Raw genomic sequence first — 12,277 nt, 5'->3', positions numbered from 1 at the left:
ACCGCATGATCACCTACGACGACGAGGTCGTCTGCGCGCCTCGCGCCGGAACCCTCTACGACGTCCTCGAACTCATCCTCGACCGCGGCATGGTGATCGACGTCTTCGTGCGCGTCTCCCTCGTCGGCATCGAGATCCTCAAGGTGGACGCACGCATCGTGGTCGCGAGCGTCGACACGTATCTGCGGTTCGCCGAGGCCTGCAACCGCCTGGACCTCGAGCACGACGCGCGCTCCAAGACCGTTCCCGAGCTGTTCGGCGGTCCGGTCGCCAAGAGCGTGGGCAGGGCGGGCGCCAAGCGGACCGCGCGCTCCCTGACCGACAAGGTCCGCGGCATCCTCACACCCGAGCAGGAGGCGGAGGAGGAGGAAGAACCCCTTCCCCCCGAGCGCCCGGAGCGCGGCAGGAGCGCCCAGCGACCCCGCGGCCGGTCGGCCGCACGCCTCCGCGACGAGGACGACCGCGACCGCCCTCGCTCCCGCCCCCGCAGGCGCACTGAGACGGAGGACGAATGACCGCGCCCGTCACCACCACCACCGCCACCACCGGCACCGGCACCGGCACCGGCATCGGCACCACCTCCGTCCAGAAGGCCCTGTACGTCTACGGCATCACCCCCGCCGGGGTCCGCACACCCCGCTCCCCCGGCGTCGACGGCGCCCCGGTACGGCTGCTGACCGAGTCCGGGCTGTGCGCCGCGGTGTCGGCCGCGCCGCCACGGCTGCGGCCCCGGCGCCGTGACCTGCTGGCCCACCAGGCCGTCCTGGACGAACTGGCGGCCCAGGGACCCCTGCTGCCCATGCGGTTCGCGGTCCTCAGCCCCCGGACCGACATCCTGACCGACCAACTGCGCGCGGATGCCGCCCACTTGACGGGGCAGCTGAACGGCGTACGTGGATGCGTGGAACTGAACGTCAAGGGCACGGTGGTGCCCGGCCACTTCGCCGACCTGGTCCGCCGGGACGACAATCTGCGGACCCTGGCCCTGCGCACCCGACGCCGGCCGGACTACGAGGCCAACGTGCGGCTGGGTGAGGCGATCGCCCTCGGTGTGCGCCGCGAGGCGCGGCGCGCGGCCCGCGAGGTCGTCGACCACCTGGCCCCGCTCGCCGTGCGTACGGTCCAGGGCGCGACGGACGACGAGCAGGTGCTCAGCGCGTCGTTCCTGCTGCGCTCGGCGGACGAGACGCGGTTCCGGGAGGCGGTGGCCGCCCGGGCACGAGCCTGCGGGGACCGGCTGGCGCTCAGCGTGACCGGGCCCCTGCCGTGCTACAGCTTCGTCGACCCGCGCCCCGCGCCGGCCGGCGGGTGAGCGCGTGGGCATCGTGAGCGGTCTCCTCCTGCTGCCCCTCGCACCGGTGCGCGGCACGGCGTGGATCGCCGACCACCTGCTCCAGGAGGCCCGGCGTCAGGTCCACGACCCACGCGCCGTCCAGGCGCGACTGGCCGCACTCAACCGGGCCCTCGACGAGGGCGCCATCGACGAGGCGGCCTTCGAACGGGAGGAGGAGCGTCTGCTCACCCTCCTCGAACGCCCGGCCCGGCCCGCCGGCCGGACGACAACCACGGATCGAGTACGGAGAAGACACGTATGAACGACAGCAAGGCGGCCCTGGCGGCCGCCGTGGCGGGCGGATATCTCCTGGGGCGCACGAAGAAGGCCAAGCTGGCCTTCGCGGTCGGCTCCTACCTCGCGGGGCGCCGCATCGGCCTGTCTCCCGGCCAGGTGCTGTCCCAGGGTCTGGGCGACCTGCAGCGGATGCCGCAGGTACGGGAACTGACCGAGCAGGTGCGCGGCGAGCTGCTGACCGCCGGACGCGCGGCCGTCACCGCCGCCGCGAACCGCCGGCTCACCGGCCTCGCGGACACCCTCCGCGACCGCACCGAGGCGCTCACCGGGGAGAGCCTGCGGGACGACGCGGACGACGAGGCCCGGGAGGAAGGCGCCGGCGACGAGGAGGACCGGGAGGAAGCCCGCGGGCCCGCCCCCGCACCGCCCCACCGTCCGGCCAAGAAGACCGCGAAGAGGCCGGCGAAGCGCGCCGCGAAGAAGACCGTGCCCGCGAAGAAGGCCACGGCCCCGGCCAGGCTCGGAGGTGGGCGCGGATGACCCCCGAGGGGCAGGACAAGGGCGCGCCGTCCCCCTTCGGCGACCTCAAGGACGCTCTCGGCGGGTACCTGTCCGCCACGGGCCACAGCCTCGTCGGCAAGGCGGGCAAGCGCATCGGGGGCCTGACGGAAAGCCTGACCACGTCGGCCGGCGGCGGAGGCTCCGACGGCGGCGGTTCCAAGAACGGCGGTTCCGGCAACGGCGGCTCCAAGGGCGACGGCGGCTCCAAGAGCGGCGGCAGTTCCAAGAGCGGCGGTGGCAGCGTCAAGGCGACGCACATCATGGAGATCGTCGACATCGGCGTCCCCCTGCGCACCGTCTACGACCAGTGGACCCAGCTCCAGGAATTCAGCGACTTCACCAAGGGCGTCCGCAGCGTCAACGCCGAGGACGAGGTGACCTCGAACTGGAACGTCAAGGTCGGTCCCTCCAGCCGGAGCTGGAAGGCGACCGTGGAGGAGCAGGTCCCGGACGAGCGGATCGTCTGGACGTCCGAGGGCGCCAAGGGCAGCACCCGCGGGGTGGTCAGTTTCCACGAACTGGCGCCCCGGCTGACCCGGGTGGTCGTGGTCGTCGAGTACTACCCGGCGGGCTTCTTCGAGAAGACCGGCAACCTCTGGCGGGCGCAGGGCCGCCGACTGCGCCTGGACCTCAAGCACTTCGCGCGGCACGTGACCCTGGTGGGCGACGAGGAGGAGATCGAGGGCTGGCGCGGCGAGATCCGCGACGGCGAGGTCGTCAAGAGCCACGAGGAGGCGCTGGAGGAAGAGGAGCACGCCGACGACGCCGACGAGGAAGACGAGGACGAGGCGGAGGACGCGGAGGACGAGTACGAGGACGGTGAGTACGACGAGGACGGTGAGTACGACGAAGAAGACGAGGAGGAGGCGTATGAGGACGACGATCGCGCCCGCCCTCACCGCTGACACCGCGGGGAGCGCGAGGTGACGGACCTCGACCACCGGTACGCGGGCCCGGAGACGGAGCCCTACGCACCTGCCACCGGCAGCCTCGCCGACCTCCTCGAACGGGTCCTCGACAAGGGCATCGTCATCGCCGGCGACATCAAGATCGACCTGCTCGACATCGAGCTGCTCACGATCCGGCTGCGGCTGTTCATCGCCTCGGTGGACACCGCGAAGAAGGCGGGCATCGACTGGTGGGAGACCGATCCCGCGTTGTCGTCCCGGGCCGCGCGGGACGCGCTCGCCGAGGAGAACGCGCGGTTGCGGGAGCGCCTCGACGCCCTGGAGGGGGCCGCCGAGGAGCCGACGGGAGCCGTGCGATGAGTACGCACGCCGGCGCACCGGCGGCCCCCGGCGTCGTCTGTGCCTTCGCCGTCACCCGCACCCCGCCGGGCCCCGCGGTGCTGGCCGCGGCGACGGGGCACGAGGAGGGCGGGCCGCTGCGCGTAATGAGCGCGGGCCGCGGCCTGTGCCTGGTCGTCCAGGACGTCCCCGCGGCGTTGTTCGACGAGGAGGCGCTGACGGAGCGCCTCAACCGGCCCGACGACCTGGAACGCTGCGCGCGCGCCCATCACCGGGGCGTCGAGGCCGCGGCCGGCCGGGGTCCCGTGGTGCCGCTGCCGATGGCGACGCTGTACCGGGGCGACCTGACCGCCGCTCGGGCCGTCGCCGCCCGGCAGCAGGTGCTGGACACGCTGCTCGAGCGCCTGCGGGACCGTACGGAATGGGCGGTGAAGGTGCACGCCGCCGACCCCTCGCCGGACACCCCCGCGGATACCGAGACCGCCACCGAGACCGCCACCGGCGCCGGTGGACGTGCCTATCTCAGCCGGGCCAGCGCACGGCGCCGCGACCGGCAGCACGCGCACGGGAAGGCCCTGGCCGAGGCGGAGGCCGTCGACGCGGAGCTGCGGAGCCACGCCGTCGCCGCGACGCGGCACCGCCCGCAGAGCGAGCGGCTGACGGGCCGCCGTGCCCCGCAGCTGCTCAACGTCGCCTACCTGGTGGAGAACGCGCGGCGCACCGATTTCACCCGCGCCCTCGCCCGGCTCACCGCCGACGGCCTGCACCCTTCCGTGCGGGTCGACGCCTCGGGCCCGTGGATCCCGTACTCCTTCGCCCGCTGGGACGAGGAACCCGACCCGCGGGCCGGCCCGGACCAGGAGGTCCGTTCATGACCGTCGCGGACGCCCGTAAGCCCGGTCCGGCACCCGTGCCCTGGGGCGGACCGGAGCCGTACGCACCGATCGGGGTGCCCCTGGTCGACCTGCTGGACCGGGTGCTGGCGACCGGCGTCGTGGTCAGCGGCGATCTGGTCCTGGCCATCGCGGACGTGCCGCTGGTGCGGATCTCCCTGCACGCGCTGCTGTCCTCGGTGAACGAGCGGGTGCCCGCTCCCTGGCCGGACAGTGGACCGCTGTGACCGCGCCCCGGGCCCATGCCCTCGACCTGGACCCCGAGCGGGTCACGAACGACCTGGCCGCCCTGGTCCTCACCGTCGTGGAGCTGCTGCGCCAGCTCATGGAGCGCCAGGCCGTGCGCCGCTTCGACGAGGGCACGCTGAGCACCCGGCAGGAGGACCGGCTCGGCACGGCGCTCATGCTCCTCGACGAGCGCATGGACGACCTGTGCGCGCAGCACGGCCTGAGCCGCTCCGACCTGAACCTCGACCTGGGCCCGCTGGGCCCACTCCTCGCGGACCCCGAGCCGTAGGGGAACCCCGGACACCCGCACGAGCGATCGTTATGATGACACCGAATCGCTCAAACGAACATTCACGGGTGGGGAGACCTGATGCGGGAGCCGGTCGATCTCAGGCGCCAGCGGATACTGGCGGCGGTCCAGGCGCGCGGTACCGCGCGGGTGCGTGACCTCGCCGACGAGTTGCAGGTCTCCGTCGTGACGGTGCGCCGGGACGTCGAGGAGCTGACGCGGGAGGGCAGGCTGCGCCGCGGCCACGGGGTCGTACGGTCGACGGTGCCGGCCCAGGAGACGAACGTCGACGCGACTTCGGCGGCCGGGGACCGGGTGGCCGTGGTCGTGCCCGTACGGCACTCGTACCTCAACGAGACCCTGCACGGGGCACGCACGGTCCTGGAACGGGCCGGGGTGCGCATGGCCCTGCACCTGTCGCCCCAGGCCTCCGGTGCCGAACGCCCGTTGGTGGAGCGGGCGCTGGCGGACGGCGCGGACGGGCTGCTGATCGCCCCGCGCTGGCGCGGCCGGGCCGACGAGGAGGCGGACCACGAGTGGCTGGCCGGGATCGGGGTGCCGACGGTGCTGATGGAGCGCCGCCCGTGGCGCGGCAGCGCGCTGCACGCCCTGGACTCGGTCTGCTCGGACCACTGGTACGGCGCGCATCTGGCGGTGGAGCACCTGGTGGGCCTCGGCCACCGGCGCATGGTGTTCGCCACCCGCCACGACAGCCCCACGGCACGCTCGCTGCGGGCCGCCTTCGCAGAGACGGCCGGGGCGCATCCCCTGGTGGAGCAGTGGGCGTGGACGCTGATCGCGCCGGAGGCCGGGGCCGACGGGCCGTACTCGGCCGACGAGAGGGCCGAGTTGCCGGCGCTGATGCGCAAGGTGGGCGCGACCGCGATGGTGCTGCACGGCGACGTGGACGCGCTGATGGTGGTGCAGCGGCTGGCGGAGGACGGGGTACGGGTGCCGCAGGACTGCTCGGTCGTGGCGTACGACGACGTCGTGGCCGGGCTGGGTTCGCCTCCGCTGACGGCGGTGTCGCCGCCGAAGGCGGAGGTCGGGCACGCGGCGGCGGAGTTGCTGCTCCAGCGGCTGGCCGAGGCGCCCGGCAGCCGGCCGGGCCGGCGTGTCGAGCTGCTGCCGCGGCTGATGGTGCGGGGTTCGACGGACCGCCTGGCCGAACCACTCGACGAATGAGCGTTTGAGCGTTTCATTTTCTTCTGATCGATCTATTGACCGTTTGAGTCAGGGCGTTCAGGATTCCCGTGTCCCGAACAGTCGTGTCCGCACCCGTGCGGACCCGCAGGAGCCGCGGGAGGCGCCATGCCCGGACGACCCAGCCGTCGTTCCGTGCTCGCCGCGATGGCCGCCCTACCCCTGACAGGAGCCGTGAGCGCCTGCAGCGGAGGGGACGGCGCGTCGTCGGCCCGCACCGGAACCACCACACGCATCACCTTCTGGTCCGCCCTGCGCGGCAGCCAGGAGGTGGTCGACGCGTTCAACCGCACGCACCGCAGCATCCAGGTCGAGTTCCAGCAGATCCCCTCCGGCGGGCAGGGCGGCTACGCCAAGCTCAGCAACGCCGCCCGGGCCGGCAACGCGCCGGACGTCGCCACCCTCGAGTATCCGCAGGTGCCGGGGTTCGCCATCGACGGCGTCGCCCGGGACGTCACCGACCTGGTGAGCGACGGCCTGCGCCGCAAGCTGCTGCCGCAGGCGCTCGGCCTGACCACCTTCGAGCGCCGGGTGTTCGCCGTACCGCTGGACGTCGAGCCGATGGTGATGCACTACCGCGCCGACCTGTTCGACCACCACGGGCTCGAAGTCGCCCGCACCTGGGACGAGTTCGCCGAACAGGCCGCGACCGTGCGCCGCAAGGCGCCGGGCCGCCGACTGGTGCTCTTCCCCACCGACGGGATGACGCAGTTCGCCTGCTACGCCTGGCAGGCGGGCGCCCAGTGGTTCGACACCTCGAAGGGTGCCTGGAACGTCTCCTTCGCCGACGCCCCCTCCCGGCGGGTCGCGGACTACTGGCAGGGCCTCATCGACCGGGACGACGTCTTCATGAACGCCGTGGAGAGCAGGCAGTCCGACGCGCAGATCGGCAACGGCCTGGTCCTCACCCGGCTCAGCGGGGCCTGGGACGCCGGCGCGCAGATGAACGCGCGGCCCGGGCAGAAGGGCCAGTGGCGGATCGCGCCGCTGCCGCAGTGGGACACCGGCAGCCCCTCGACCGGCACGCACGGCGGCTCGACCTTCGCGGTCACCGAGGACAGCAGGCACCCCGAGGCCGCCATGGAGTTCATCGAGTGGCAGGTCTCCCACCCCGACGCTCTGCGCGCCCGGCTCTCCAGCGGCGCCAGCAGCCAGTACCCGGCCGCACCCGGCCTGGTCTCCGTGGGCCGCGACGCCTTCGACCGGTCGTACTACGGCGGACAGGACATCTACACCCTGTTCGAGAAGGAGGCCGAGAAGATCGGCGACCAGTGGCTGTGGGGCCCGCGGATGAGCGCCACCCAGAAGGTCATGCAGGACTCCTTCGCCCGCGTCAGCGGTGGCCAGGGCAGTCTCGTCGAGTCGCTGCGCACCGCCCAGGAGGGCACCATGCCCGACCTCAAGGCCCTGGGCCTGTCCACCACCCAGCACAGCACCTGAGCCGACGAAAGGCAGGTGACACACCCATGACCACGACGACCCGCTCACGGGTGCCGACCGGCGCGTCCCGCGCCGCCTCCCCGGCACCCTCCGCCTCGGGCCTGCGCGCCCGCAGAGCGGCCAAGCGCCGTCAACTGACCGCCGCCGGCGTCCTCATGACGCCCTTCTTCGCCCTGCTGGTCACCGTCTTCCTGATCCCCGTCGGCACGGCCGTCTACCTCAGCTTCTTCAGTGACGACCAGCCCGGTCTCGGCTTCGGCCCCGAGCGCACGATCTTCGTGGGGCTGCGCTCCTACACGGCCGTGCTGACCGACCCCACCTTCCTCGGCGGGCTCGGCACGGTCGCCCTGTACTGCCTGATCTACATCCCGCTGATGGTCGTCGGCGCACTCGCCCTCGCCCTGCTGCTCGACTCCGGCGTGGTCCGGCTGCGCGCCTTCGCCCAGCTCGGCCTCTTCCTGCCGCACGCGGTGCCCGGCATCATCGCCGCGCTGATCTGGCTGTACCTGTACACGCCCGGCATCAGCCCGGTCATCGAGCTGTTCGCGAAGGGCGACATCACGATCGACTTCCTGGGCGTGCACACGGTGATCCCGTCCATCGTGAACATCGCCCTGTGGAGCAACCTCGGCTACAACATGGTGGTCTTCTACGCCGCCCTCCAGGCCGTGCCCCGCGAGGTGATCGAGGCCTCCGTCGTGGACGGCGCGGGGCCGGTGCGCACGGCGCTCCAGGTCAAGACGCCGCTGGTGCGCGCCTCGATCGTCATGGTCGCCATCTTCACCCTGATCTGGGCGCTCCAGCTGTTCACCGAGCCGATGCTGCTCAGCCAGTCCTCCCCGATGATCAACTCCCGCTTCTCGCCCAGCATGTACATCTACGACGCGGCCTTCACCCGCAACAACTACAGCCTCGCGGCTGCCGCCTCGGTCGTCCTGCTGGTGTGCACCATCGCCCTGTCCTACGGCGTCACCCGCTTCACCAGCCGCGCCGACGCCGAGGAGGCCCGATGAGCGCCACCGACAGCTCCCTGCTCCGCCCGAGGCTGCTGGGCCGCGCCACGGTCAACGTGGTCGTCGCCGTCTCCGTCCTGTACACGCTGCTGCCCGTGCTGTGGCTGGTGCTCGCCTCGGCGAAGGACCGGGACGCGCTGTTCAGCAGCGACCTGCTGTCCCTGAGCGACTTCTCCTTCCTGCAGAACCTCAAGGACCTGTTCGCCATGGACGGCGGCCTGTACGGCCGCTGGTACGTCAACAGCCTGCTGTACGCCGTGATCGGCGCCGCCGTCGGCGCGCTGGTGAGCGTGGCGTGCGGCTACGCCTTCGACAAGTACCGCTTCCGGCACAAGGAGAAGCTGTTCGGTCTGGTGCTGGCGGCGGTCATGGTGCCGCAGACCGTGCTCGCGCTGCCGCTGTACCTGATGGCCTCGGAGGCCGGCCTGGTCAACACCTTCTGGGCGGTGTTCATCCCGGTGCTGTTCAACCCGTTCGGTGTCTACCTCGGCCGCATCTTCAGCCGGGGCTACGTGCCCGACGAGGTGCTGGAGGCGGCACGCGTGGACGGTGCGGGCGAACTGACCACGTACGCCCGGGTGTCGCTCAGGATGCTCGGCCCCGGGCTGATCACCGTCTTCCTCTTCCAGCTGACCGCGATCTGGAACAACTTCTTCCTGCCCATGGTGATGCTGTCCGACCAGGACCTGTATCCCGTCAGTCTCGGCCTGTACCAGTGGAACAGTTCGGCGTCCGTCTCGCCCGAGTACTACCCCGTGGTGATCATGGGTTCGCTGCTCGCCGTACTGCCGCTCATCCTCGCCTTCGTGCTGCTCCAGCGTTTCTGGCGCAGCGGCCTGACCGCCGGAGCCGTCAAGTGACCCTGCACGCCCCCGACGTCCCCGGACGTGGGCACCGGCCCCGTGCCGCCGTGGCCATGTCCGCGGACGCCGCCTCGGCCGTCCTCGACCCCCAGTCGCTCGGCGCGTTCCGCCGGGTCTGCGACCTCGCGCCGCCGCCGGTCCTCGACGACCTGTCCACGCCGCGCGCGAGATCCGTACTGGCGGACGTGGAGCTGCTGATCACCGGCTGGGGCTGTCCGCCGCTGGACGCCGAGGTGCTGCGGGCGGCGCCCCGGCTGCGGGCCGTGGTGCACACGGCGGGCAGTGTCCGCGGGCATGTCACGGACGCGTGCTGGGAGCGGGGCGTCGAGGTCTCCTCGGCTGCCGCGGCCAACGCGCTGCCGGTGGCCGAGTACACCCTGGGCATGATCCTGCTCACCGGCAAGCGGGTACTGGAGCGGGCCCGGGACTTCCGGGTGTCCCGGACCCGCGGCAACTGGCTGCGCACCTCGCGCGGCGTCGGCAACTACCGCCGTACGGTCGGCATCCTGTCGGCCTCGCTGATCGGCCGCCGGGTCATCGAGCTGCTGCGGCCGCACGACGTCGAGGTCCTCCTGCACGACCCGTTCGTCGGTGCCGCACAGGCCGCCGAGCTGGGGGTCGAGAGCGTGGGGCTGCCGGAGCTGTTCGCGCGCTGCGACACCGTCAGCGTGCACACCCCGCTGCTGCCCACGACCCGTCACCTCGTCGGCCGTTCGCTGATCGACGCGATGCCGGCCGGCGCAGTGCTGATCAACACCTCCCGCGGGGCGGTCGTCGACCAGGACGCGCTGACCGACGCCGTCCTGGCGGGCCGGATCCGGGCCGTGCTGGACGTCACCGACCCCGAGGTGCTCCCGCCGGACCACCCGCTGTGGGACAGCGAGCACGCCCTGATCACCCCGCACCTCGCCGGCTCCGAGGGCAACGAGTGGCGCCGCCTGGCCGACCTCGCGCTCGCCGAGACGACCCGCTGGGCGTCCGGCGCCGGCTTCCTCCATCCCGTACGACGCGAAAGGCTGGCGTTCCTGGCATGAGCATCCCGTTCGAACTGCCCACCGAGGACCGTGTGTCGAGCCCGTACACCGGTTACACCCGGGCCCGCTGGGAGGCCGTCGCGGACGGGCTGCTGACCGCGGCCTGGCAGTGGGGCACCCCGGGGTGCGCCCTGCTCGACCTGCCCGGACGGCCCTCACGCTCGGGGGTGCGCTCCGACGGTCTCGAGGGCTTCGCGCGGACGTTCCTCGCGGCCGCCTTCCGGGTCGCGGGCGCCGAAGGGGCCGATCCGCACGGCTGGCTGGACCGTTACGCGCGGGGCCTCGCCTCGGGCACCCGCACCCCCGGCCGCGACGACACCGAGTCCTGGCCGCTGATCCTGGACCACGATGTGCAGGGCCAGCCCATGGTCGAGTCGGCGTCGGTCGCGCTCGGGCTGCGGCTGACCGCGCCGTGGCTGTGGAAGAACCTCGACCCCGGCGTCCAGGACCGGGTGGAGGAGTGGCTGCGCGGGGCGCTGCGGCACGTGCCGGCGCCCAACAACTGGTACCTGTTCCCGTACACGGTCGCCGGGTTCCTGGAGTCGGTCGGCCGCGGTGACGCCGAGACGGCCGCGGCCCGGCAGCGGGCGCTGGAGCTGATGGAGGGCTGGTACCGGGGCGAGGGCTGGTACGCCGACGGCGACGGACGCGCCTTCGACCACTACAACGGCTGGGCGCTGCACCTGTACCCGGTGCTCGACGCCCACCTCGGCGGCGACGCCGACGCTCTCGCCCGGTACGGGGACCGGCTGCGCGCGCACCTCGAGGGCTTCGCGCTGATGTTCGGCGCGGACGGGGCGCCGCTGCACTTCGGGCGCTCGCTCACCTACCGTTTCGCCGCGTCGGCGGCCGTCGGCCTGGGCGCGCTGACCGGGTACACCCCGCTGACGCCGGGTGCCTCGCGGCGGCTGGTGAGCGGCAGTCTGCGGTACTTCGCGGACCGGGGGGCGCTGACGGACGAGGGGCTGCTCGGTCTCGGCTGGTACGGCCCGCACGAGGCGACCCTGCAGCCGTACTCGGGCCCGGCCTCCCCGTACTGGGCGTCGAAGGCGTTCGTGTCGCTCCTGGCGCCGGCGGACCACCCGCTGTGGACGGCGCCGGAGGAGCCCGCACCGGTGGAGGAGGGTGACCGCGTGCTGGCCCTGACCGCGCCGGGGCTGCTGGTGCAGGCGACCCGCGGCGACGGGATCGTACGGCTGCACAACCACGGCAGCGACCATGTCCGGCCGCACGAGGGCGAGTCGGCGGCCGAGGACGATCCGCACTACGGCCGGCAGGCCTACTCGACCCGGACGGGTCCCACCGCGCGGGAGAACGTGGCGGACAACCACCTGTCGGTCGTGGTGAACGGCCGGTCCAGTGTGCGGCGCCGGGTCCGTCCGCTGGGCGCGGGACATGGCGACGGCTGGGGCTGGGCGGCGTCCTGGCACCGGCCCGTCTTCACCGGCGGGCCTCCCATGGTGCCGGGGCTGCGGGTGGAGAGCGTGACGGTGGCCCGGGGGCCGTACGAGCTGCGGGTGCACCGGGTGGTCGGGGCGCCGACCGGGGCGCGGCTCACCCACACCGGCTGGGCCACCGGCCCCGAGGAGCCCCTGGTCTCGGCACTGCACGGCCTGCGCGGCTGGCACCCCGGGACGGAGACCGTCCGCGCACCGCAGGGCACCGCGTACGCGCCGTGGGCCGAGCTGCCCCGGCTGTCCGGCGAGGCGGGCGGCACCACCCTGCACGTCTGCCTGGCCGCGCTCACCGGCGAGCCCGGTCCCGGTGCGCCCACGCAGGCCGTGACCGAGACCGTGACGGAGGTCGTGGCGGACGAGGGCGGCGTCGAGGTGGTCTGGGCGGCCGACGGCGCGCGCACCCGGGTCTCGTTCGAGCCGGTACGGGTGACGCACACGGCGGGCTAGGCGGCACGGCCCTTCGAGGGCTCCGGCCGGCA

General features: G+C 73.0%; 15 protein-coding genes. All 15 read left to right on the top strand.

Features of this window, described 5'->3' with window-relative positions:
• Positions 1 to 5: 5 nt before the first annotated feature.
• The 15 genes from ACGH7X_RS36635 (at position 6) to ACGH7X_RS36565 (ending at position 12,245) form a co-directional block, all read left to right on the top strand.
• Entirely contained in the window at positions 6 to 515 is a 510-nt protein-coding gene (locus ACGH7X_RS36635; protein ID WP_399894076.1) for a gas vesicle structural protein GvpA, read from the top strand.
• Entirely contained in the window at positions 512 to 1,312 is an 801-nt protein-coding gene (locus tag ACGH7X_RS36630; protein WP_399894073.1) for a GvpL/GvpF family gas vesicle protein, read from the top strand. The genes ACGH7X_RS36635 and ACGH7X_RS36630 overlap by 4 nt, the downstream gene beginning before the upstream one ends.
• Before the next feature lie 4 nt (positions 1,313 to 1,316).
• Positions 1,317 to 1,595, top strand: a complete 279-nt coding sequence (locus ACGH7X_RS36625; RefSeq protein ID WP_399894071.1) for a gas vesicle protein GvpG — start codon at positions 1,317 to 1,319, stop codon at positions 1,593 to 1,595.
• Positions 1,592 to 2,110 (top strand): hypothetical protein, encoded by a 519-nt coding sequence (locus ACGH7X_RS36620; RefSeq protein ID WP_399894068.1) that lies wholly within the window; start codon positions 1,592 to 1,594, stop codon positions 2,108 to 2,110. Before ACGH7X_RS36625 ends, ACGH7X_RS36620 begins: the two co-directional genes overlap by 4 nt.
• The gene (locus ACGH7X_RS36615; protein ID WP_399894065.1) at positions 2,107 to 3,036 is read left to right on the top strand and encodes an SRPBCC family protein; all 930 of its coding nucleotides are present in this window, start codon (positions 2,107 to 2,109) and stop codon (positions 3,034 to 3,036) included. Before ACGH7X_RS36620 ends, ACGH7X_RS36615 begins: the two co-directional genes overlap by 4 nt.
• Before the next feature lie 18 nt (positions 3,037 to 3,054).
• Complete coding sequence (locus ACGH7X_RS36610) at positions 3,055 to 3,399, top strand: gas vesicle protein (protein WP_399894063.1); 345 nt, start codon at positions 3,055 to 3,057, stop codon at positions 3,397 to 3,399.
• The gene (locus ACGH7X_RS36605) at positions 3,396 to 4,253 is read left to right on the top strand and encodes a GvpL/GvpF family gas vesicle protein (RefSeq protein WP_399894060.1); all 858 of its coding nucleotides are present in this window, start codon (positions 3,396 to 3,398) and stop codon (positions 4,251 to 4,253) included. Before ACGH7X_RS36610 ends, ACGH7X_RS36605 begins: the two co-directional genes overlap by 4 nt.
• Positions 4,250 to 4,498, top strand: coding sequence for a gas vesicle protein (locus ACGH7X_RS36600; RefSeq protein ID WP_399894057.1), 249 nt, complete (start codon positions 4,250 to 4,252; stop codon positions 4,496 to 4,498). The genes ACGH7X_RS36605 and ACGH7X_RS36600 overlap by 4 nt, the downstream gene beginning before the upstream one ends.
• The gene (locus ACGH7X_RS36595; protein ID WP_399894054.1) at positions 4,495 to 4,788 is read left to right on the top strand and encodes a gas vesicle protein K; all 294 of its coding nucleotides are present in this window, start codon (positions 4,495 to 4,497) and stop codon (positions 4,786 to 4,788) included. The genes ACGH7X_RS36600 and ACGH7X_RS36595 overlap by 4 nt, the downstream gene beginning before the upstream one ends.
• An 81-nt stretch (positions 4,789 to 4,869) precedes the next feature.
• A complete protein-coding gene (locus tag ACGH7X_RS36590; RefSeq protein ID WP_399894051.1) occupies positions 4,870 to 5,973 on the top strand; it encodes a substrate-binding domain-containing protein in 1,104 nt (367 codons plus the stop codon).
• Positions 5,974 to 6,099: 126 nt separating this feature from the next.
• Positions 6,100 to 7,431 carry an ABC transporter substrate-binding protein gene (locus tag ACGH7X_RS36585; protein WP_399894048.1) on the top strand — a complete coding sequence of 444 codons (1,332 nt, stop codon included), beginning with the start codon at positions 6,100 to 6,102 and terminating at the stop codon, positions 7,429 to 7,431.
• A 26-nt stretch (positions 7,432 to 7,457) separates the two neighbouring features.
• On the top strand, positions 7,458 to 8,444 hold the full coding sequence (locus ACGH7X_RS36580; RefSeq protein ID WP_399894045.1) for a carbohydrate ABC transporter permease: 987 nt from the start codon (positions 7,458 to 7,460) through the stop codon (positions 8,442 to 8,444).
• On the top strand, positions 8,441 to 9,304 hold the full coding sequence (locus ACGH7X_RS36575; RefSeq protein WP_399894042.1) for a carbohydrate ABC transporter permease: 864 nt from the start codon (positions 8,441 to 8,443) through the stop codon (positions 9,302 to 9,304). The genes ACGH7X_RS36580 and ACGH7X_RS36575 overlap by 4 nt, the downstream gene beginning before the upstream one ends.
• A gap of 56 nt (positions 9,305 to 9,360) precedes the next feature.
• On the top strand, positions 9,361 to 10,341 hold the full coding sequence (locus ACGH7X_RS36570; RefSeq protein WP_399897593.1) for a hydroxyacid dehydrogenase: 981 nt from the start codon (positions 9,361 to 9,363) through the stop codon (positions 10,339 to 10,341).
• Positions 10,338 to 12,245 carry a DUF2264 domain-containing protein gene (locus tag ACGH7X_RS36565; protein WP_399894039.1) on the top strand — a complete coding sequence of 636 codons (1,908 nt, stop codon included), beginning with the start codon at positions 10,338 to 10,340 and terminating at the stop codon, positions 12,243 to 12,245. The genes ACGH7X_RS36570 and ACGH7X_RS36565 overlap by 4 nt, the downstream gene beginning before the upstream one ends.
• Positions 12,246 to 12,277 lie beyond the last annotated feature (32 nt).

Source organism: Streptomyces sp. BBFR51 (assembly GCF_044591655.1).
Taxonomy (GTDB): domain Bacteria; phylum Actinomycetota; class Actinomycetes; order Streptomycetales; family Streptomycetaceae; genus Streptomyces.
The sequence above is the reverse complement of the archived record's forward strand: the minus strand, read 5'-3'. Positions and strand labels throughout refer to the sequence as shown.